At 50.6% G+C, this 22455-nt stretch carries 19 protein-coding genes, 1 pseudogene and 1 riboswitch; of the genes and pseudogenes, 12 read left to right on the plus strand and 8 right to left on the minus strand.

What is annotated here, in order from left to right:
* Nucleotides 1–245: 245 nt before the first annotated feature.
* The 7 genes from dnaA to BZJ17_RS09475 all read left to right on the plus strand — a co-directional run bounded on the left by dnaA (nt 246) and on the right by BZJ17_RS09475 (nt 7885).
* Complete coding sequence (gene dnaA / locus BZJ17_RS09445; RefSeq protein ID WP_077640536.1) at nt 246–1643, plus strand: chromosomal replication initiator protein DnaA; 1398 nt, start codon at nt 246–248, stop codon at nt 1641–1643.
* A gap of 2 nt (nt 1644–1645) precedes the next feature.
* Nucleotides 1646–2746, plus strand: coding sequence for a DNA polymerase III subunit beta (gene dnaN / locus BZJ17_RS09450; protein WP_069590743.1), 1101 nt, complete (start codon nt 1646–1648; stop codon nt 2744–2746).
* Nucleotides 2747–2749: 3 nt separating this feature from the next.
* Nucleotides 2750–3829, plus strand: a complete 1080-nt coding sequence (gene recF / locus BZJ17_RS09455) for a DNA replication/repair protein RecF (RefSeq protein WP_077640537.1) — start codon at nt 2750–2752, stop codon at nt 3827–3829.
* An 18-nt stretch (nt 3830–3847) separates the two neighbouring features.
* Nucleotides 3848–6265 (plus strand): DNA topoisomerase (ATP-hydrolyzing) subunit B, encoded by a 2418-nt coding sequence (gyrB, locus tag BZJ17_RS09460; RefSeq protein WP_077640538.1) that lies wholly within the window; start codon nt 3848–3850, stop codon nt 6263–6265.
* Nucleotides 6266–6427: 162 nt separating this feature from the next.
* Nucleotides 6428–6805, plus strand: coding sequence for a VOC family protein (locus BZJ17_RS09465; protein WP_069586528.1), 378 nt, complete (start codon nt 6428–6430; stop codon nt 6803–6805).
* A 29-nt stretch (nt 6806–6834) separates the two neighbouring features.
* On the plus strand, nt 6835–7233 hold the full coding sequence (locus BZJ17_RS09470) for a VOC family protein (RefSeq protein WP_077640539.1): 399 nt from the start codon (nt 6835–6837) through the stop codon (nt 7231–7233).
* Between the two features lie 214 nt (nt 7234–7447).
* A complete protein-coding gene (locus BZJ17_RS09475; RefSeq protein ID WP_077458063.1) occupies nt 7448–7885 on the plus strand; it encodes an Hsp20 family protein in 438 nt (145 codons plus the stop codon).
* A 298-nt stretch (nt 7886–8183) separates the two neighbouring features.
* Here BZJ17_RS09475 and BZJ17_RS17605 read toward each other — a convergent pair whose 3' ends face one another.
* From BZJ17_RS17605 to glyQ, 4 genes and pseudogenes are all read right to left on the minus strand, one after another.
* Entirely contained in the window at nt 8184–8306 is a 123-nt protein-coding gene (locus BZJ17_RS17605) for a hypothetical protein (protein ID WP_277868799.1), read from the minus strand.
* A gap of 206 nt (nt 8307–8512) precedes the next feature.
* The gene (locus BZJ17_RS09480) at nt 8513–9766 is read right to left on the minus strand and encodes a valine--pyruvate transaminase (RefSeq protein WP_077640540.1); all 1254 of its coding nucleotides are present in this window, start codon (nt 9764–9766) and stop codon (nt 8513–8515) included.
* A 340-nt stretch (nt 9767–10106) separates the two neighbouring features.
* Nucleotides 10107–12176, minus strand: a pseudogene (gene glyS / locus BZJ17_RS09485) (glycine--tRNA ligase subunit beta).
* A 9-nt stretch (nt 12177–12185) separates the two neighbouring features.
* Entirely contained in the window at nt 12186–13097 is a 912-nt protein-coding gene (gene glyQ / locus BZJ17_RS09490) for a glycine--tRNA ligase subunit alpha (protein WP_046074837.1), read from the minus strand.
* Between the two features lie 175 nt (nt 13098–13272).
* Nucleotides 13273–13445, plus strand: a riboswitch (yybP-ykoY riboswitch).
* Nucleotides 13446–13473: 28 nt separating this feature from the next.
* Between glyQ and BZJ17_RS09495 the strand changes: the two genes are divergently transcribed.
* Entirely contained in the window at nt 13474–14034 is a 561-nt protein-coding gene (locus tag BZJ17_RS09495; RefSeq protein WP_077640541.1) for a TMEM165/GDT1 family protein, read from the plus strand.
* A gap of 33 nt (nt 14035–14067) precedes the next feature.
* Here BZJ17_RS09495 and tusA read toward each other — a convergent pair whose 3' ends face one another.
* The gene (gene tusA / locus BZJ17_RS09500; RefSeq protein ID WP_069586522.1) at nt 14068–14316 is read right to left on the minus strand and encodes a sulfurtransferase TusA; all 249 of its coding nucleotides are present in this window, start codon (nt 14314–14316) and stop codon (nt 14068–14070) included.
* A 121-nt stretch (nt 14317–14437) separates the two neighbouring features.
* On the opposite strand from tusA, the gene BZJ17_RS09505 reads away from it, so the two are divergent.
* Nucleotides 14438–14641: a hypothetical protein gene (locus BZJ17_RS09505; protein WP_077640542.1), complete on the plus strand. Its 204-nt coding sequence runs from the start codon at nt 14438–14440 to the stop codon at nt 14639–14641.
* A gap of 130 nt (nt 14642–14771) precedes the next feature.
* On the opposite strand, the gene BZJ17_RS09510 is transcribed toward BZJ17_RS09505, so the two are convergent.
* The 3 genes from BZJ17_RS09510 to fadB form a co-directional block, all read right to left on the minus strand.
* Nucleotides 14772–15764 (minus strand): MDR family oxidoreductase, encoded by a 993-nt coding sequence (locus BZJ17_RS09510; protein WP_077640543.1) that lies wholly within the window; start codon nt 15762–15764, stop codon nt 14772–14774.
* A gap of 156 nt (nt 15765–15920) precedes the next feature.
* The gene (gene fadA / locus BZJ17_RS09515) at nt 15921–17084 is read right to left on the minus strand and encodes an acetyl-CoA C-acyltransferase FadA (RefSeq protein WP_077640544.1); all 1164 of its coding nucleotides are present in this window, start codon (nt 17082–17084) and stop codon (nt 15921–15923) included.
* Between the two features lie 16 nt (nt 17085–17100).
* The gene (gene fadB / locus BZJ17_RS09520; protein WP_077640545.1) at nt 17101–19278 is read right to left on the minus strand and encodes a fatty acid oxidation complex subunit alpha FadB; all 2178 of its coding nucleotides are present in this window, start codon (nt 19276–19278) and stop codon (nt 17101–17103) included.
* Between the two features lie 209 nt (nt 19279–19487).
* On the opposite strand from fadB, the gene BZJ17_RS09525 reads away from it, so the two are divergent.
* The 3 genes from BZJ17_RS09525 to hemG all read left to right on the plus strand — a co-directional run bounded on the left by BZJ17_RS09525 (nt 19488) and on the right by hemG (nt 22218).
* Nucleotides 19488–20126 carry a YigZ family protein gene (locus BZJ17_RS09525; protein ID WP_077640546.1) on the plus strand — a complete coding sequence of 213 codons (639 nt, stop codon included), beginning with the start codon at nt 19488–19490 and terminating at the stop codon, nt 20124–20126.
* A 67-nt stretch (nt 20127–20193) separates the two neighbouring features.
* Complete coding sequence (locus BZJ17_RS09530; RefSeq protein ID WP_077640547.1) at nt 20194–21651, plus strand: TrkH family potassium uptake protein; 1458 nt, start codon at nt 20194–20196, stop codon at nt 21649–21651.
* A 21-nt stretch (nt 21652–21672) separates the two neighbouring features.
* Nucleotides 21673–22218 (plus strand): menaquinone-dependent protoporphyrinogen IX dehydrogenase, encoded by a 546-nt coding sequence (gene hemG / locus BZJ17_RS09535; RefSeq protein WP_077640548.1) that lies wholly within the window; start codon nt 21673–21675, stop codon nt 22216–22218.
* Nucleotides 22219–22455 lie beyond the last annotated feature (237 nt).

Here is a 22455-nt window from a genome sequence, read left to right on the forward strand (position 1 = left end):
GGCGAGAAATACCGTCTGGTTATGAGCCATAACTTTATTCTCCGTGCGCGTCTCATTAAGGAGATGTGTGCAATCTTGTGAGTAAAAAGCGGGTACCTTGTGGCGATCCATGGTATATCTGTGGGATCTATGTGAATAACTCCGATCTTATTCACTGATTTCGGGATCTTGTGGGTGGCGATCTTCGCCTGACAGGAGTACCATTGTGACCTTTTCTTTTTCGGTATAACTGCGTGGAGTCAAACGTGTCATCATCGCTTTGGTTGCAGTGTCTTGAGCGCCTTCAGGAAGACCTACCTGCAACAGAATTCAGTATGTGGGTGCGGCCGTTACAAGCCGAGCTCAATGACAATACGTTGACCCTGTTCGCCCCAAACCGCTTTGTGCTTGATTGGGTGCGAGACAAATACTTGCATCAAATTAACCAGCTGTTGAACGAGTTTTGTGGCGTCGACGTGCCCATGCTGCGGTTTGAAGTGGGCAGCAAACCTGTGTCTGCAGCGCCCGCGGCGGCGCCAGCCGGACCGGCAGCGGCGCCCGCACCACAGCAAGCCCAGCCGGTGCCGAGCCGAGGTCGAGTGTGGGAACCGGCGCCGTCACCCGTTCAGTCGGATGTCAATCATCGCTCTAACGTGAACCCCAAGCACAAGTTCAATAACTTTGTTGAGGGTAAGTCTAACCAGTTAGCGTTAGCGGCGGCGCGTCAGGTGTCGGATAACCCAGGGGCGGCCTATAATCCGCTTTTTCTTTATGGCGGCACGGGCTTAGGTAAAACTCACTTGTTGCATGCGGTGGGTAATGCGATTTCCGATCGTAAAGCGGATGCGCGCGTGGTGTACATGCACTCAGAGCGTTTCGTGCAAGACATGGTGAAGGCGCTACAAAATAATGCGATTGAAGAATTTAAGCGTTATTACCGCAGTGTCGATGCACTGTTGATCGATGACATTCAATTTTTTGCCAACAAAGAACGCTCGCAAGAAGAATTCTTCCATACCTTTAATGCGTTGCTTGAGGGTAACCAGCAGATCATTCTTACCTCTGACCGCTATCCTAAAGAGATCAATGGGGTTGAGGATCGCTTAAAATCGCGATTCGGGTGGGGCCTGACAGTCGCCATTGAGCCGCCAGAGCTGGAAACGCGAGTGGCGATTTTGATGAAAAAAGCCGAAGATCATGCGATTCGTTTACCGGATGAGGTGGCGTTCTTTATCGCCAAGCGCTTACGCTCCAACGTCCGAGAGCTTGAAGGGGCCCTCAACCGCGTGATTGCCAACGCGAACTTTACCGGGCGTGCGATCACCATCGATTTTGTCCGAGAAGCGTTGCGAGATCTGCTCGCCTTGCAAGAAAAACTGGTCACCATTGATAATATTCAGAAAACAGTCGCTGAGTATTATAAAATCAAGATGGCGGATTTATTGTCGAAGCGTCGTTCACGGTCGGTCGCGCGCCCTCGTCAAATGGCGATGGCCTTGTCCAAAGAGCTAACCAACCACAGTTTGCCAGAAATTGGTGATGCCTTTGGTGGCCGTGACCATACCACCGTGCTGCATGCGTGTCGTAAAATCGAGCAGCTCCGTGAAGAAAGCCACGATATTAAAGAAGATTACTCTAACCTGATTCGAACATTGTCCTCTTAATTATGAAATTTACTCTTACGCGAGAGCAGCTGCTACAGCCGCTGCAACAAGTATCAGGCGCACTGGGTGGGCGAAGCACGCTGCCTATTCTCAGTAACTTACTCATCCAAGTGGCTGATCAGGCATTGACGTTGACAGCAACGGACATGGAAGTAGAGCTGAATGCCACCGCGCCGTTGGAAGGCGATCACCTCGACGGTGCGATTACAGTGCCTTCGCGCAAGTTTATGGACATAATTAAAGGGTTACACAGTGAAGCCCAAATCACGGTTGCGCAAGAAGGCGATCGTGTGGTGGTACGCGCGGGACGTAGCCGCTTTACGCTGTCGACATTGCCGGCTAATGATTATCCCAACATCGAGCAGTGGCAGGCAGATGTAAGTTTGCAGCTGCCACAAGATAAGTTGCGTCACCTGATTGACGCGACCCAGTTTTCGATGGCAAACCAAGACGTACGCTATTACCTCAACGGACTGTTGTTTGAAACAGAGGGGCAGACATTACGGACGGTCGGAACCGACGGGCACCGGATGGCGGTCTGTCAGCTCTCGATGGATGATACCTTACCCGCGCAGCAGGTGATTGTGCCGCGTAAAGGGGTGAGTGAGCTTGCGCGCTTGTTGGATGACAGTGAACACCTCGTTACTATCCAAATCGGCGCATCGAACATTCGAGCGGTGGTTGGCAATGTCACCTTCACCTCGAAGTTGGTGGATGGCCGTTTCCCAGACTATCGTCGCGTGCTGCCGCAATCCACCTCTCGCACACTTGAGGTCGACTGTGCGGAGCTCAAGCAAGCGCTGTCGTTAGCTGCGGTGCTGTCTAACGAGAAATTTCGTGGCGTTCGGATGAATATTGAAGGCAGCGAGCTACGTATTTCCGCCAATAACCCTGAGCAGGAAGAAGCCGAAGAATTTCTCGACGTCACCTTTCAAGGCGAGCCGATCGAAATTGGCTTTAACGTCAGCTACGTGTTGGATGTACTCAACACCTTACGCTGTGACAAAGTGCGCTTTTCGATGACAGATGCGGTGGGCAGTACCCTGATTGAAGACTGTGCCCGTGATGACGCCATGTATGTTGTGATGCCAATCCGCCTCTAGGTTATGGCGCTTACTCGATTGGTCGTTCACGACTTTAGAAATATTGAAGCCTGCGATATCGAACTGTCGTCAGGCTTTAACTTTTTAATTGGCCCCAACGGTAGCGGTAAAACCAGTGTGCTTGAGGCCATCCACTTTCTTGGCCACGGACGCTCATTCCGCAGCGCGCTGAATAGCCGAGTGATCCGTCATCAGCAGCCCAGTTTAACCGTGCATGGACGGGTTAAAACCCAAGATGCGATCTTGCTTCCTGTCGGCATTCAAAAGCGCCGCGATGGCACTGCGGATGTTAAAATAGGTCAAGAGAAAGGGCAGAAGCTGGTGGCCTTAGCGAAAGTGTTGCCTTTACAGCTGATCACCCCTGAAGGATTTGAGCTGCTGACGGATGGTCCCAAATTTCGCCGTGCGTTTATCGATTGGGGTGTGTTTCATTCTCAAGCTGGCTTTTTCGAAGCCTGGACGCGGGTCAAACGACTCACCAAACAACGCAACGCGGCGCTAAAAACGGCGCGGCGCTACCGAGAAATCCAGATGTGGGATGCGGAATTGGCGGTGTTGGCTGAGCAAATAAGCCAGTGGCGAGCCGATTATGTGGATGCAGTGGCTGAGCGCGCTGCCGCACTATGCGAGGCTTTTTTACCCGAGTTTTCGATACAATTTAGTTTCTCTCGAGGGTGGGAGAAAGACACGGATTACCAAACCTTGTTGGCAGCCAATTTTGAGCGCGACCAACAAATGGGATACACCGTCTCCGGACCGCACAAGGCGGATGTGCGTATCAAGGTGCAAGGGACGCCAGTGGATGATGTGTTGTCCCGAGGTCAGTTAAAATTAATGGTTTGTGCGCTACGACTTGCACAAGGCCAGCTCTATAGTGAACAACAGGGAATTGCCTGTATTTACTTGATTGATGATTTTGCATCGGAGCTTGATAGTCGCCGCCGAGCCCTATTGGCAAGCGAACTCAAGCGTACCGGCGCACAGGTTTTTGTCAGCGCCATTAGTGCCGATCAAGTCGCGGAAATGTGCGACGAAAATAGTAAGATGTTTCATGTGGAACATGGCAAAATAAACGCAGGATAAATAAGCGAGAGTAACTCAATGTCCAACGAATACGATTCATCGAGTATCAAGGTACTGAAGGGCTTGGACGCCGTCCGTAAGCGTCCGGGAATGTATATCGGCGACACAGACGACGGTACCGGCCTCCACCACATGGTGTTCGAAGTGGTCGATAACTCGATCGATGAAGCACTAGCCGGACATTGTAACGATATCGTGGCGACCATCCACGAAGACGGCTCTGTCTCGGTGAAAGATGATGGTCGTGGTATTCCTGTTGATATCCACGAAGAAGAAGGGGTCTCCGCCGCTGAAGTTATCATGACGGTATTGCATGCCGGCGGTAAGTTTGACGACAACTCCTACAAAGTTTCCGGTGGTTTGCACGGCGTGGGTGTGTCCGTGGTGAACGCACTCTCTGAGAAGCTAGAGTTGACCATTTGGCGTGATGGCCATATTCACCAGCTCAACTTTTCCCACGGTGAGCCACAAGGCCCATTGGCGGTGATTGGTGATACCGAACAAACAGGTACCCGTATCCGTTTTTGGCCCAGTGAAGAAACTTTCTCTGACATCAATTTCAACTATGACATCTTAGCCAAGCGTCTACGTGAGCTGTCGTTCCTGAACTCAGGCGTATCGATCAAGCTGGTGGATGAGCGCGAAGAAGATAAAGCGGATCACTTCAAATACGAAGGGGGCATCCGCGCCTTTGTTGAACACCTCAACAATAAGAAAACCGCGATTCACCCGTCGGTATTCCATTTTGAACACACGCGTGAAGATGGTGTGAGCGTTGAAGTGGCGATGCAATGGAATGACGGCTACCAAGAAAACATCTACTGCTTTACCAACAATATTCCACAGCGCGATGGTGGTACCCACCTTGCCGGATTCCGCGCCGCGCTGACGCGTACGCTGAACAGCTTTATGGATAAAGAAGGCTACTCGAAGAAAGCTAAGGCGGCGACCTCGGGCGATGATGCTCGTGAGGGTTTGACCGCTGTAGTGTCGGTGAAAGTGCCTGATCCTAAGTTCTCAAGCCAAACCAAAGATAAGCTGGTGTCGTCAGAAGTGAAGTCTGCCGTTGAGTCGGCCATGGGTGAACACCTGTCTGACTTTTTGATTGAGCATCCAGCGGACGCCAAAGTGGTGTGCACCAAGATTATCGATGCGGCGCGCGCGCGCGATGCGGCACGTAAAGCACGAGAGATGACTCGCCGTAAAGGTGCGTTAGATTTAGCGGGTCTTCCCGGCAAGCTAGCTGACTGTCAAGAAAAAGATCCAGCACTGTCTGAACTCTACATTGTGGAGGGTGACTCGGCAGGAGGCTCGGCCAAACAAGGGCGTAACCGTAAGAACCAAGCGATTTTGCCGCTCAAAGGTAAGATCCTTAACGTGGAAAAAGCCCGTTTTGACAAGATGCTCTCGTCGCAAGAAGTCGCGACCCTAATCACTGCGATGGGGTGTGGTATCGGTCGAGAAGAGTATGATCCGGACAAGCTACGTTATCACAGCATCATCATCATGACCGATGCGGATGTCGACGGCTCGCACATCCGTACCTTGTTGTTAACCTTCTTCTATCGCCAAATGCCAGAGCTGATTGAGCGTGGTTATATCTACATTGCTCAACCTCCTTTGTACAAAGTGAAGAAAGGAAAACAAGAGCAATACATCAAAGATGACGAAGCAATGGAGCAATACCAAGTCGCGTTGGCGTTGGAAAATGCTTCCTTGTTTGTGAATCCAGAAGCACCGGCGATGCACGGTGAATCACTCGAGAAGTTGGTCAAAGAATACAATGGTGTGATCAAGCTGATTAAGCGCATGAACCGCCGTTATCCGGCTTCGCTACTCAATGAATTGTTGTACCAGCCTCGCTTGTCGGTCGACGACTTGCGTGATGAGTGGGCAGCGAAGAAGTGGGTTGAAAACATCGTTGCGATTCTAAACCGTAAGTCAACGGGTGAAAGTCAATACCAAGCATCTTGCCGCTTAGACGAAGAGCATCAAGTGTGGGTGCCGGAGCTGGTGGTAAGGACGCACGGTGTTGATCACAAGTATCTGGTGAGTTACGACTTCTTAAACTCGAAAGAGTATGGACGTATTGCCAGCTTGTCTGAAACGCTTAATGAGCTGCTTGATGAAGGCGCTTATGTGCAGCGAGGCGAGCGTAAACAAGAAGTGGAAAGCTTCGAGCAAGCGCTGAACTGGCTGATTAAAGAGTCGACGCGTGGTGTATCGCGTCAGCGTTACAAAGGTCTAGGTGAAATGAACCCAGAACAGCTTTGGGAAACCACCATGGATCCTGAAGGTCGCCGTATGATGCAGGTGACCATTCAAGATGCGGTCGCTGCAGACGAGCTGTTTACCACCTTGATGGGTGATCAAGTTGAGCCACGCCGTGCCTTTATCGAAAATAACGCACTCAAAGTGGAAAACCTTGACGTTTAAACGATAAATCAATGGGTTAACCACTATTAAGGCCAGCTTTGCTGGCCTTTTTTTTTTGTTTTTATACGAGGCAGCACACAATATATTACTGTTTTTATACACAGTGTTTTTGTGGGTGAGTAGACTCAATAGCTCCGTAACGACAAAGTGATAGGAAGCCTGATGTCTATAAAAACGCGTGCTAATCTCCAACTGGTTTATGTGTCTAATATTGACCGTTCCGTGAGTTTCTACCAGCAACTGTTTCAGTGTGAGCCAGTGTTTACCAGCCCAAGATACGTCGCCTTTTCTGCCTCTGAGCAGGGCGATGCTTTGTTCGCGTTGTGGACCGGCGGCGAGCAGCCCTCACCATCAATCACGCGATTAAGCGAAATTGGCATTATGGTGCCCACCAATGATGACGTTGATGCTGTTTTTGACCAATGGTCGAACAACCTAACCATCAATGTTGTTCAACCTCCTTACGATGATGTGTTTGGCCGAACCTTCGTGATTCAAGATCCTGATGGGCATTTCGTGCGCGTAGCACCTATTGATTAAGCATACTGCTATCCTAATGAGGAGCAATTATGATCGATCATTTAAGTACTTACGCAACGAATTTCTCGGCGACTAAAGAGTTCTATCGTTCGGTGTTTGAGCCGCTCGGCTATACGATCCAAATGGAGTTTGTTGCAGAATGGAATACTGATTTTCCGACTCAGCGAATGTGTGCTTTTGGACCAAGCGATCGGCCCATCTTTTGGGTGATAGAAACCCAGACTCCCTATACCCCTCGTCATATCGCATTTTCAGCACCAACAAGAGCGACAGTGGAGGCGTTTTACGATGCTGGAATGAAGGCTGGGGGAATGGATAATGGTAAGCCAGGTCTTAGGCCTATGTATCACAACCATTACTTTGGTGCATTTCTTATTGATCCAGACGGCAATAACATTGAAGCGGTATGCCATCATCCTGAGTCGTAGTTTATCAAAGTGATCAGAGGATATATGAACGCACCTGTATTGATGGATAACCAGTGACACGAGAAGCGATGATAAAAAATCGCTCGACGAGGCTTGAAATCAAATCGCGCAACCTTATATAGAGTAATGAGGCGATGCCATTGGGTCGCCGGGGGCTTGTCCAAGTTGGAAAGCCGTAGATGATATTTTATTGCTTCATAGGAAGGGTAAGATTATGCGTAACTTTGATTTCTCTCCACTCTATCGTACCGCAATTGGTTTTGACCGTTTGTTCGATTTGGTTGAAAACACGAATGCGTCAAACGCAGGTGGTTTTCCTCCTTACAACATTGAGCAAGGCAAAGAGAACCAATACCGAATTACCATGGCGGTCGCTGGCTTTAGCCAAGACGAAGTAGACATTACTCAGCAAAAAAACAGCCTCACGGTTGCAGGTAAAAAACACAGCCGTAATCAAGATACCAAGTTCTTGTATCAGGGCATTGCTGAGCGTGATTTCGAACGCAAGTTCCACCTCGACGATCACATTAAAGTGACGGGGGCGGAAATGGAAAACGGCATGCTTCATATTGATTTAGTGCGTGAGGTGCCTGAAGAGGAAAAACCTCGTCGCATCGAAATCGGTAGCCGTTTACTCGAAAACGTTGAGTAAGTGTCGGCCAGAACGATACGAAAAAGGAGAGGGCAGCATGGCTGCCCTTTTTTGTCGCTAGAGAATTGTGGTGTTCAGATTTGCAAGCCTGCTTTACATCTTCGCTTTATAGACACGCTCCCTTCACTTGTACTTGTGGGCGGTTATCGCTCGCTAATGATGCCGCGGGTTGAACCTACTATTACGGCCTGTGTTTAAAAAGCGCGTGGTCGAGCCGTGAAAAAGAATCTGAGTTGCACAGACTAAGGCGATAAGTTTCACGTGGAACCTTTGGATTAGCTTTACGAACGATTCAATATCATTTACCAAACCAAACCAAACCAAACCAAACCAAACCAAACCAAACCAAACCAAACCAAACCAAACCAAACCAAACCAAACCAAACGATGTGCCTGTTAACGGCGTTTTGATATATAGCATGCGGGTTCGTTCGGTAGGTTGAACAACCAATAGTCAGGGCTTGGGCTGATGAAGGGCAAAGTCGTCTTTCAGCAATTAGCAAAAATGGGTAGGTTAGATAGCGGCGAGAAGGGAAATAGTATAGAGCGTTATCGCGTTGGCAAGAGGCGTAATAAGAGGTTTCACGTGGAACATAGGTACATACATGTTCCACGTGAAACCAACATTTATCCTTCGTTGTAGGCGCGCGCGACTTCTTCGGCAATCACTTTTATACCTTGTTGCATGGCATCATCTTCTTGGACATAGTTCATGCGAATACATTGTTTAGCATGATCCCAGCCTTCGTGATCGACACCAATAAAGAAATACTCTCCGGGAACAACCAGTACACCACGGGCCTTTAAGCGTTTATATAACTCTTGGGTGGAGATTGGGAGACCGTTAAACCAGAGCCAAAGGAAGATAGCTCCTTCTGGCTTATGAACACGAACTCGCTCATCGTTAATGGTGTCCAGCACCATCTTTAATGTGCGCTGCGACTTTTGTTGGTAGAAAGGACGAACGACATCTTTACTTAAGCGTAATAGATCACCGCGTTCTATCATCGCTAGCGCCATTGCTGGCCCCACACTGTTTGGTGACAGACTGACGATGCCGTTGATATTTGACATCGCACTGATCACGGCTTCATTCGCAATCACAATCCCACAACGAACACCCGGCAACCCTAGCTTACTGAGGCTAGAGCAGAGGATGGTGTTTTCATTCCAGAACGGTGCAACGTCTTCAAAAATAATATCAGGGAAGGGCGTGCCATAGGCGTTATCGATGATTAGTGGAATATTGTTGTCGCGTGCGAGTTGGTCCAGTTGTTGAATTTCGTTATCGGTTAACACGTTCCCGGTCGGGTTAGTCGGTCGGGAAGCACAGATGGCGCCAATGCTTTCATCAATCCTTAGGCGACTGAAGTCGACGTGGTACTTAAATTGGCGGTTATCCAATAATTCAATGTCAGGTTGGTAGCTAACAAAGATATCGTCGTTGATACCGGCGTCACCATAACCGATATATTCGGGCGCAAGGGGCAGCAAGATTTTTTTGTGGCTACCATCGGCGTAGCGTCCAGCTAATAGGTTAAACAGATAGAAGAATGCACTTTGGCTGCCATTGGTCAGCATGATGTTCTTGCTTGAGAGTTGCCAGCCATAGGTCTGATTAAGAAGTTCAGCGAGCGCATTGAGCAATGCTGATTTACCTTGGGGACCATCATAGTTGGTCATGGCATGTAATAGACTGCCATCTTCCAAAATTGACTGGCTAAGCGTTTTAAAATACTCGAGCATTTCTGGGATGGCTGCAGGGTTGCCGCCACCCAACATAATGGCGTCTGGGTTACGTAAGCCATCATTCAGATCGTCCATTAGTTGCGTGATGCCTGAGTGGTTAGCGAGCTTCTCGCCAAAGTGAGTGACTTCCATGGTTACTGCCTTCAAGGTTCGGTGTTTGTTGTTATGGTTAAACAGCCATCAACATACAACAATCTATTGTGCAAAAGAAAGTATCGAGAGCTCGTTATCGGATAATCAATAGGCCGTGCGATTGACGGACTTGTTACGTTATCGGTACACCTTGACCGAACCATTGCAGCAGTGATTTAGGCGCTGATTGTTCCACGTGAAACCATGATGACGCTTCGACAATCATGCGATGGATTGGATAGGGAGAGACAATCACGGGTAAGGCGTTAAGAGTAGATACACCTTAATTCAATAAAAAAGCCCCGCGTTATAGCGGGGCCGAGTCGTGTATTGCTGATAATTACTTCTGTAGAACAGAGATATCTGCCACGTTGAGGAACTGCTCACGGATAAGGTGAAGCATCGCCAAACGGTTGGCTTTCAGTGCAGGATCATCTGCCATGACCATCACGTTATCAAAGAAGGTATCAACCGGTGTGCGCAACTGCGCCAGCTCGGTCAATGCGCCTTGATAATCGCTGTCTGCAAATAAAGGTTTAACCGCGGCGACTTTCTCTGCCACTACGTCCGCCAATGCTTTTTCAGCGTCTTCTTGTAGCAAGCTAGCATCGACGCTGCTAGGAAGCTCACCGTCATACTTGGCCAAGATATTACCCACACGCTTATTGGCCGCGGCAAGCGCTTCGGCTTCTTCAAGACTGCGGAAGTGCGACACCGCTTTAACGCGGCTGTCAAAGTCAGCAGGCTTGGTTGGACGACGTGCCAACACCGCTTGGATGATATCCACGCTATAGCCCATATCTTGGTACCAAGCGCGGAAACGACCTAGCATAAAGTCGAGGACATCCGCCTCTACCTCTTTGTGAGTCAGACGGTCATCGTACTGAGCTTTGGCATCGCGGATGAGGTCGACAAGATCAAGCTGATAGCCGTTCTCGACGATAATACGCAGAACGCCTAACGCGGCACGACGCAGGGCGAAGGGGTCGCTGCCTTTAGGTGCTTGACCAATCCCAAAGATGCCTACGATGGTATCCATTTTGTCAGCCATCGCGAGTGCTGAGGAGACCGGCGTCGTAGGTAGCTTATCACCGGCAAAGCGCGGCCAGTATTGCTCATTTAGCGCCAGCGCTACGGCTTCGGGCTCGCCATCATGACGCGCATAGTGCATGCCCATCACGCCTTGGGTTTCAGTGAATTCAAACACCATCGAGGTCATGAGATCACACTTAGCCAGTTGGCCTGCGCGCTCAGTGTGTGCCTTGTCGGCACCGATACGCTCTGCAATCTGCCCTGCGAGTGCAGTAATGCGATCGGTTTTATCTTTGATAGTACCCAATTGCTTTTGGAATACCGCGCTATCTAGCTCTGGCAGGCGATCAATCAATGGGCGCTTGCGGTCAGTATCAAAGAAGAACTCAGCATCCGCGAGGCGAGGACGCACGACTTTTTCATTCCCTGAGATAACCTGCGCCGGATCTTTCGATTCAATGTTAGATACGAAGATAAACTTAGGCAGTAGCTCGCCGTTAGTGTCATAGACAGGGAAGTACTTTTGGTCGCCTTTCATGGTGTACACCAGCGCTTCTGATGGCACTTTAAGGAACTTGTCCTCAAAAGAGGCAGTCAGTACCACTGGCCACTCCACCAGTGAAGTGACTTCTTCAACCAAGTCTTCATCCAGCTCAGCCATCCCACCAACCGCGGCAGCTGCTGCTTTGGCATCTTTAATAATCAATGCCTTACGCTTTTCATAATCGGCCATGACCTTACCTTCACGCTCGAGGCGCTCTGGGTACTGGTCAGCATGATCCAGCGTTAAGCTCGATTCACCCATAAAGCGGTGACCGCGAATCACGCGATCGGACGCCACGCCAAGGATGGTGCCTTCAATCTAGGTGTCCCCATACAGCATCACCAAGGTTTTCACTGGGCGGATAAACTGGGTGTCTTTGTCACCCCAGCGCATGGGTTTAGGAATAGGCAGTTTGCTCAGGGCGTTGTCGGCCAGTACCGGCAATAAGGCGTCGATGGCTTGACCGGGTACGTGTTGACGATACAGCAACCATTCACCTTTATCGGTTTTTAGGCGCTCGGCCTCGCTCACGTCAATCCCGTTACCGCGCGCCCAACCCATGGCCGCTTTGGTGGGGTTGCCATCTGCGTCAAAGGCGGCGCTGACCGCAGGTCCGCGTTTCTCAACCACTTTATCTGGCTGGCGATCGCTCAACGCCGCAACTTTAAGTGCTAAGCGACGCGGGGAGGCGTACCAAGTAATCCCTTGGTGGCTCAGATCAGCGTCTTTCAATTGTGCGTCGAATTGGCTGGCAAAAGCTTCAGCCAAGGTGCGCAAGGCTGTGGGTGGTAGCTCTTCAGTGCCGAGCTCAATCAGGAAATTTTGCGTTGCCATGATGCTCCCTTATTTGGTGTGTCGGCACATCGGGAAGCCCAGCGCTTCGCGAGATGCATAGTAGGCTTCGGCGACACGTTTAGTCAGTGTGCGAATGCGCAGAATATAGCGTTGACGTTCAGTCACTGAGATGGCTTTACGCGCATCCAGCAGGTTGAACGCATGACCGGCTTTTAGGATCTGTTCGTAAGCAGGCAAAGGGAGCGGCTGCTCRAGATCCAGTAGCTTGGTACTTTCGGCTTCGCACTGATCAAAGTAGCGGAACAGAAAATCAACATCAGCGTGCTCAAAGTTATAGGTTGATTGCTCCACTTCGTTTTGGTGGAAAATATCGCCGTAGGTGACTTTGCCAAATGGGCCATCGGTCCAAACCAGATCATACACAGAATCGACTTCTTGAATGTACATCGCCAGACGTTCGATACCGTAGGTAATCTCACCAGTGACCGGTTTACATTCCAGGCCGCCAACTTGTTGGAAGTAGGTAAACTGGGTGATCTCCATCCCGTTTAGCCAGACTTCCCAACCTAGGCCCCAAGCGCCCAGCGTCGGGTTTTCCCAGTTATCTTCCACAAAGCGAATGTCGTGGACTTCTGGATCAATACCCAGCACACGCAGCGAGCCTAAATACAGCTCTTGAATGTTGTCAGGTGATGGTTTCAGGATGGTTTGAAACTGGTAGTAGTGCTGCAGACGGTTCGGGTTCTCGCCATAACGCCCATCGGTAGGTCGACGAGAAGGTTGAACGTAAGCCGCTGCAATGGGCTCTGGACCAAGTGCACGCAAGCATGTCATTGGGTGGGAGGTACCTGCACCCACTTCCATGTCTAGCGGCTGAACAATGGTACAGCCTTGCTGGGCCCAATAATCCTGCAGCGCGAGGATCATACCCTGAAAGGTTTTGATATCGAATTTATGCATTGTCAGGTTCGCGCGAGTTGATGAATGGAGAAAATAGCTGGCAATTATAACTCGCAGCGCGCTCAAGCAGTAGGGGGCTGGCGGATTTTTGTGCGCCTTTGATTCGCTTATTTTCTGCATATAGAGGGAGGAGGAATAGAAGTTGCCAAGCGATTGTTCAAATCGTACACTAGCGCCGTCTTGGGGAGTAGTCGACCACTGCACAGTCAGTGGGGCAATCATCAACATAGTTGAAGCAAAATCTTCATGGTGATTGCAAGCCTGCCATTAGGTGCTCTGGGCTTGACGAGACCAACGACAATCGCACGAACCGGGGTGGGGCGTGTGTGTTGTCGTGGTTGAATCATAATAAGCCCTGCCCCAGATGAGCAATGTCATGAGCGTTCTTGCTATTTCTATCTCCACCGTCACCTTGGCGGAAATCGGGGATAAAACCCAATTACTATCGCTGGCGTTAGCGACACGTTTTCGTAAACCCGCGGTGATTATCTGTGCCATCTTGTTGGCGACGTTAGTCAACCACGCCATTGCCGCCTGGCTCGGGGTGGTTGCGGCCGATATTCTGACCGATACCGTATTGCATATTGTTTTGATCATCAGTTTTAGTGTGATGGCGGTATGGATGCTGATCCCTGACAAGCTTGAGGAAGAAGGGATTCAGGGTAAAAGCGCGTTCTGGGCGAGCTTCAGTGCCTTTTTTGTTGCAGAAATCGGCGATAAAACTCAGATCGCAACCACAGCATTGGGCGCTCAGTTTAATGATGCGCTTTGGATTGTGGTGATTGGGTCAACCATTGGCATGCTGTTGGCCAATGTTCCCGTGGTGTTGGCCGGTGATAGAATTCAACGTCATATGCCATTTGCGGTGGTACGGGCGCTCGCCGCAGCCATGTTTGCGGCGTTGGCTGTACTTGATACCTGGTATCTACTGAGTTAGCGCAAGACAATGATGGATCGATAAGGGTTGGCGTTATGCCAGCCCTTTTTTGATCAAAAATTGAAACGGCACGGTCTCTGTTTGGGCTGCGACCAGGGTATGGTCCATAAAGCGACAAAAACTCGGGATATCCCGTGTCGTGGAGGGATCATCCGCGGTGATAAGCAAGGTCTGACCGTCATCCATGTGGCGGATACGCTTACGCACCATCATTACTGGCTCGGGGCAACGTAGGCCTATGGCATCAAGTTGGAGATCGGCATGGTCAAAAGGGGCAGTCATGTTAAATACCTCGAAAAATGTCGGTCTGATCATACTTATGGCGAGGAATTATTCAAACAGGGTTGTGTTTGTAAAAAGAATGTGTAGATTAATTAACAAGTCGTTAACGAAAGGCGGGGTCATGAGAAAAGCACAAACGGGCAAATTGGGCTTAGCTTATGGACACCGTATCGCAGCTTACACAGGGCTGAGCGGACTCGCTTTTTGGGTATTAACGCAAAGTCATGAGCACGCTCTCTTGGCAACACTAGCAATTTGCGCTGCAGCGCTGGGGCTATTGGTGGAAACCTTAGCCACTTCGACACCACGTTCGCAGCCTGACTAGGCTAACTCACTCAACAGCTACACTCACTCCCAGTTTTCTTGGGCTTCCCCGCTTTCGGAGCGGGATTTTTTTTGTCTGTACGTCACCAAAAAAGGCCAACCTGTAACAAAGATTGGCCTTGTTGCGTGAATTAACCTTGGTGAGTGATATCAATCACCACGCGGCCTTTCACCTCGCCCTGAATAATTTTATCCGCATATTCTGGGGTTTGCGCCAGTGCGATAGTGTGGCATGCCTGTTCAAAGTAACTGGCTGGGAGCAGCTTGGTAAGTGACTGCCACGCAGCTTGACGTTGCGCTTTCGGGCAAGAAACGGAGTCAACACCTTGCAATCGCACATTGCGTAAAATAAACGGCATTACAGTTGCGGGTAAATCAAAACCGCCGGCAAGGCCGCATGCGGCGACCGTCCCCCCGTACTGGATTTGTGAGAGGACATTGGCAAGCATTTGACTGCCTACGGTATCAATTGCGCCAGCCCACTGTTGCTTGTCCAGCGGGCGACCGGGTGCGCTAAAGGACTCACGCGGTAGCACGTCCTCAGCGCCTAGTTGCTTAAGCCACGCTTGATTGGTTTCAAGTCGGCCTGTGACTGCACTGACGCGATAGCCCAAAGCATGCAATAAGGTGACCGCGACCGAGCCAACGCCGCCACTCGCGCCGGTGACTAACACAGGACCATCTTCAGGTTTTACGCCGCCATCGATTAAGGCTTGCACACATAACATGGCGGTAAACCCAGCGGTACCTACCATCATTGCCTGTTGCTCAGTGAGGCCCTCAGGAAGGGGAACGAGCCAGTCGCCATTAACACGCGCTTTCTCGGCCATGCCACCCCAGTGTGACTCTCCGACGCCCCAGCCAGTCAGTACTACTTTGTCTCCGGGCATATAGTCAGGATGCTGGCTATCGGCAACCGTGCCCGCAAAGTCTATCCCCGGCACCATGGGGAATTGGCGAACAATCTTACCTTTGCCGGTGATGGCTAGGCCGTCTTTATAATTGAGGGAGCTGAAATCAACATTGATGGTGACATTACCATCAGGCAGCAAATCGTCATCGAGTGAGGTGATCTTCGCGAGGGTTTGTTTTTCGTGTTGTTCGAGGACAAGCGCGTTAAACATGGCATTCTCCCGGTTGGAATAAGTGAGCGGCCATACTAGGCCGTGCGAATAAGCAATCACTTGCGTTACATCAATCACTATGCGATTGAACGCCGTTAGGCGCAACCTAAAAAAAAGAGCGGTAAACACCGCTCTTTCATGGTCACAAGGAAGGCATTACACGCGCTCGAACACGGTGGCAATCCCTTGGCCTAGGCCAATACACATGGTTGCCAAGCCTATTGTCGCATCTTGACGCTCCATTTGATGTAACAAGGTGGTCGAGATGCGTGCGCCTGAACACCCTAATGGATGTCCTAACGCAATGGCACCTCCATTGAGGTTAACCTTTTCATCCATTTTATCCATCAGGCCGAGATCTTTCACACAAGGCAAAGACTGGGCAGCAAATGCCTCATTCAGTTCGACCAAGTCAATGTCATCGATGCTTAGGCCCGCACGTTTGAGCGCTTTTTTGGTCGCTGGGACCGGGCCATAGCCCATGATGGATGGGTCACAACCTGCAACGCCCATCGCGCGGATGCGAGCACGAATTGGCAGGCCTAGCGCTTTGGCTTTCTCTTCGCTCATCACTAGCATTGCTGCCGCACCATCGGAAAGGGCCGATGAAGTACCTGCTGTCACTGTACCGTTTGCCGGATCAAAGGCGGGACGCAAACCAGCGAGGCTCTCTACGGTGGTCTCTGGACGAATCACTTCATCACTTTCCACCAAGGTGAGCAGGCCATCGGCATCGTGGCCTTCAATCGGCGCGATCTCGTCTTTAAAGCGGCCTTCAACGGTAGCGGCGTGCGCACGGGCATGGGAGCGCGCCGCAAACTCATCTTGCATTTCACGGCTAATGCCGTGCATACGGCCAAGCATTTCTGCGGTCAGTCCCATCATACCGGCGGCTTTGGCGACGGATTTTGAGAGCCCGGGGTGGAAGTCGACGCCATGGTTCATGGGAACATGGCCCATGTGCTCCACACCACCAATTAAAAAGGTATCGCCATCGCCAACCATAATGGCACGGGCGGCGTCATGGAGAGCCTGCATCGACGAGCCACACAGGCGGTTGACGGTGGTTGCACCCACGCTATGTGGAATGCCAGCAAGGAGTGCCGCATTACGGGCAATATTGAAACCTTGCTCGAGCGTTTGCTGTACACAGCCCCAGTAGATGTCTTCGATGCTGGTGCTTTCTACCGCAGGGTTGCGTGCCAGCAGAGATTTCATCAGATGCGCGGATAGATCTTCAGCGCGGACGTTGCGAAATACACCGCCTTTCGAACGGCCCATGGGGGTACGGATACAGTCAACGATCACTACATTGTTCATTGTTCTCTCCTTAAACTTAGGCTGATTGCGGTGCGTTGACCGGTGTAACATCAAAATAAGCCTGTTTGTCGCCAGCTCGACGTTTCATATCAGCGGGGACGTGATACAAGGCACCGAGATCCGCAAACTTTTCTGCCATGGCGACATAGTTTTCGACACCCAAGGTATCCACGTAGCGGAAAGCACCGCCTCGGAATGGAGGGAAGCCGATACCGTAAACCAAAGCAATGTCTGCTTCTGCCGGAGAGGCAATGATGTTTTCTTCCAAGCAGCGGGCGACTTCGTTGATCATCGGCACCATCATACGAGCGATAATCTCCTCGTCACTGATCTCTGCTTGACCTCCTTCAATCACGGGGGCGAGCAACGCAGAGACTGCTTCGTCGGCTTCTTTTTTCGGCTTGCCTTTCTTGTCTGTGGTGTAGCGATAGAAGCCTTTGCCATTTTTCTGACCAAAGCGCTCGGCCTCAAACATCACATCAATGGCATCACGGCCAGATTTACTCATACGGTCTGGGAAGCCTTCTGCCATCACTGCCTGAGCATGATGTGCGGTATCGATACCAACCACATCAAGCAGATAAGCAGGGCCCATAGGCCAGCCAAATTGTTTTTCCATGATTTTGTCAATGCGCTGGAAGTCCACCCCGTCACGCAGTAGCAAGCTAAAGGCATGGAAGTAGGGGAACAATACGCGGTTGACGAAAAAGCCAGGGCAGTCGTTGACGACCACGGGCGATTTACCCATCTTGGCGGCATAAGCCACCACGCGCGCGATGGTTTCATCAGAGGTTTTCTCGCCACGAATCACTTCCACTAATGGCATGCGATGAACCGGGTTAAAGAAGTGCATGCCACAGAAGTTTTCTGGGCGGGCCAAAGACTTGGCGAGGGTGTTAATTGGAATGGTGGAGGTATTAGAGGCAATCACCGTATCGTCACTGACTAGCGCTTCCACTTCTTTGAGTACGCTCGCTTTGATTTTCGGGTTCTCGACCACAGCCTCGACCACGACATCGCTGTGCTCAATGCCCGCATAGTGGAGGCTTGGAGTGATTGACGACAGCACTTGGCCCATTTTAAAGCCATCAATGCGACCGCGGCTAAGTTGCTTATTCAACAACTTGGTCGCTTCCGTCATGCCCAGTTCCAATGACTGGGGCGCGATGTCTTTCATCATTACCGGCACGCCTTTCAGCGCGGATTGATACGCGATACCGCCGCCCATGATGCCTGCGCCGAGCACAGCTCCACGCTGCGTATCTTTACCTTGTTTGGCTGCTTTCTTTGCATTGCCCTTAATGACTTGGTCATTGAGGAAAATACCCACAAGGGCTTTGGCAACGTCAGTCTTGGCCAATTTAACAAAGTAACGGTTCTCAACCTCAAGCGCCTCATCACGTCCTAGGCTTGCGGCTTCTTCAATCGCCTTAACGGCCGCCATCGGAGCGGGGTAATGCTTACCAGCAACCTGAGCGACCATGCCTTTGGCCATGGTAAAGCTCATCGCCGCTTCGGTGCGATTGAGGGCTAGAGGTTGTTGTTTTTGATGGCGGCGGGTTTGCCAATCAATCTTGCCTTCAATGGCTTGAGTAAGCATGGCTATTGCGGCATCACGCAGTTTGTCGCTCTCTACCACCGCGTCGACCAGTCCCTCTTTCAACGCAGCACTGGCGCGCTTGTCTTTTCCTGCGGTAATCAGCTCCATTGCGGTATCTGCGCCGACAAGACGTGGCAAACGAACGGTCCCTCCAAAGCCCGGCATAATACCGAGTTTGGTTTCGGGTAGACCGATACGGGCGTCAGTGCTCGCCACGCGTAAGTCAGTGGCGAGTACGCACTCACAACCACCGCCAAGAGCATGGCCATTAATGGCACTGATCGTTGGGAAAGGTAGGTCTTCCAAGCGGTTAAAAATAGCGTTAGCACGTGCCACCCAGTCAGACAGTTCCTGATCTGGCTTGGCAAACAGGCCGAGAAATTCTGTGATATCCGCGCCTACAATAAAGGCTGATTTGGCTGAGGTGAGTAGTAAGCCTTTAATGTCTTGGCCCGCAAGCGCTTCCAGCGCTTCGTTTAAGCTTTCTAGCGTTGCAAGATCCAGTTTGTTGACAGAACCTTGGCTGTCCAGCGTCAGTTCTGCAATGCCGTTATCCAATGCACGAACTGAAAGGTTATCTCCTTGGTAGATCATGGTCGTTCTCCACGTTGGCAGTACCATCCTGGTTGAAGAGTGTTCTGGTTAGACCAGATGCGACCTAGTGTGGATCATTGTTATAAGAAATGACAACCAAAAGTTAAACGAATGTTTAAAATATGTGGTGTGAGTAGAAGCTTTACACTGCGTTATTCTCTGATGGGCTATGGTAGACTGACGGGGAAAAGTATTGGGTCGAGCTGTGTATGTCCATCACTCCCTATCGGGTTCCTGCTCAAACAGTCCGCTGTGAGCAGGAGATAAAGAAAAGTCGCTTCATTACCTACCTTGCTCATACGCAAGGAGAAGAAGACGCCAAACAATTTATTCAATCTATCCGTGAGACCTATCCAGATGCACGTCATCACTGTTGGGCATTCGTCGCGGGTCGGCCTGAATCCTCCGTACAGTGGGGGTGTGGCGATGATGGTGAACCTGCCGGGACGGCGGGTAAGCCCATGCTCGCGCAGCTTTCCGGTGCGAATGTCGGTGAAATTTGTGCGGTGGTGGTGCGATACTTCGGTGGGGTAAAGCTGGGTACCGGTGGCTTGGTGAAAGCATACGGAAGTAGTGTGCAACAAGCGTTGATGATGATGGAAACGCGAGAAATCGCTGTCACGGTTCCTTACGTCTTAAGCTGTGAATATGCTCACATTGATACAATTGAATCCTTACTCAAGCAATACCATGGCGTTCAGCTTGATGCAGAATTCAGTCATAATGTGCGATTAACTGCGCGCATTGACGCGCGATTTGTCGCAGATTTTCTAGAAGCATTAAAAAACCAGACCCGCGGCCAGGCCCATGTGTCTCCGCTGGAAAATGAATCAACGTCAGGCACCTAGCCTGCTTTACGTGTAACGACGAGACGTCAGTTGAATACTGTCGCCGATAAGAGGGCCACGTCAGGCTATGCAATTTCGTTCCATCACCCGCATCGTCGGACTCCTGCTGGCCCTGTTCAGCATAACGATGCTCGCACCAGCGCTGGTCGCGTTTATATATCGAGACGGTGCAGGTTATCCTTTTGTACTGACCTTCTTTCTGTTGCTTGCCGGCGGTGGGTTGCTGTGGTTTCCAAACCGTCGTAATAAACATGAGCTAAAAGCGCGTGACGGCTTTTTGATTGTGGTCTTGTTTTGGACGGTGATTGGCAGCGCGGGCGCGGTACCCTTGATACTCTCGGAGCAACCCGATCTCTCCGTCAGCGAAGCCTTTTTTGAATCTTTTTCAGGCTTAACCACAACGGGTGCAACCGTGATTGTGGGGTTGGATGAGCTTCCCAAAGCGATTTTGTTTTATCGTCAATTGCTACAATGGCTCGGCGGCATGGGGATCATTGTGTTAGCGGTGGCGATTCTGCCTGTGCTCGGTATCGGGGGAATGCAGCTTTATCGAGCAGAAATCCCTGGTCCTGTCAAAGATACCAAGATGACACCGCGAATAGCCGAGACAGCCAAGGTGCTTTGGTACATTTATCTGACCTTGACCGTGAGCTGTGCGTTGGCCTATTGGCTAGCCGGTATGTCAGTCTTTGATGCGATCGGGCACAGTTTTTCGACTGTAGCGATTGGGGGCTTTTCGACCCATGATGCCAGTATTGGACATTTTGATAGTACCGCCATCAACCTGATCACGGTTGTCTTTCTGCTCATCTCTGCATGTAATTTCTCGTTGCACTTTGCCGCGTTTGCCAATAATGGCCTAAACATTAAGTTTTATCTCCGTGACCCTGAGTTTCGCGCCTTTTTGGTGATTCAGTTCTTATTATGGCTGGTGGTCTTTACCATGCTAAGTGGGCACCAAGTGTACGACGGTCCGACAGAGACATTAACCCAAGCCTTGTTTCAGTCTGTCTCTATCTCGACCACTGCTGGCTATACCACGACGACGTTCGCCCATTGGCCGTTGTTCCTTCCAGTCTTACTCTTGTTTTCATCGTTTATTGGTGGCTGTGCTGGCTCAACTGGTGGCGGGATGAAGGTGATCCGTATTCTGCTGCTCTCTCTGCAAGGGACACGGGAGCTAAAAAGGTTAGTGCACCCTCGTGCGGTCTATACCATCAAGGTCGGAAATAAAGCGCTAAGGCAACAAGTGGTCGATGCCGTATGGGGCTTCTTCTCGGCTTACGCGCTGGTCTTTGTCATTTGCATGTTGGCCTTAATTGCGACGGGGATTGAAGAATTAACCGCTTTTTCTGCGGTTGCTGCGACCCTCAATAACTTAGGACCGGGACTCGGAGAAGTGGCCGCTCACTTTGGTGATATTAATGATACGGCCAAATGGGTTTTGATCCTCGCGATGCTTTTTGGCCGTTTAGAGATATTCACGTTATTGGTTTTATTTACGCCCACATTCTGGCGCAGCTAGCCGAATGGGGAAGGAGAGAACATGAGCGCGCAACAGGATGCAACGCAAAAGGTCTTACTACTGCACTCTAGCCGAGAAGGGCAGACCAAGAAGATCCTGCATTTTATCGAGAAGCAGCTGGGTGAGTCGGCGGAGTGTGAGATAAAGGATATTCATCAGCTTCCTCAGGTCGATCTCAGTCGTTATGATCGCGTGCTGATTGGCGCGTCTATCCGATATGGCCACTTTAATAAAAAGCTGTACCAATTTATCAATACGCATGTTGATCAGCTCAAAGTGGCGAAAGCTGCATTCTTTAGTGTCAATCTCACTGCGCGTAAGCCGGGCAAAGACACACCAGAGACCAGCGCCTATAGCCGTAAGTTTATCGAGAAGTCACCGTGGACCCCTGAACTGCATGGCGTGTTTGCGGGCGCACTCTACTACCCACGCTATAAATGGTTCGATCGAGTGATGATTCGCTTTATCATGCATATTACGGGTGGGGAAACGGACACCACCAAGGAAGTGGAATACACGGATTGGCGTAAAGTGGCGGAATTCAGCGAGCAATTTGCCCGCTTTTAGGCCATAACGCTGATTGTTTGACCGAACGGCGGCTTTTTCTAAAAAAAGTCGCTTTTCCCTCTTGCCAAGGTGAGCAACTTCTCTATAATGCGCCTCCATCGACACGGCACACAGGGCAAGCGCTCAGCGGCCATGTCGGGGCAAAAAATCAAATAAAAATAAACGCTTGACGTCAGTTTTTAAATGATTAAGATAGCCCACCTACTTAACGCCGACAACGCGTTAGGGGAGTCAAAA

The sequence above is a fragment of the Salinivibrio sp. IB574 genome (assembly GCF_001996205.1).
Lineage (GTDB): Bacteria > Pseudomonadota > Gammaproteobacteria > Enterobacterales > Vibrionaceae > Salinivibrio > Salinivibrio proteolyticus.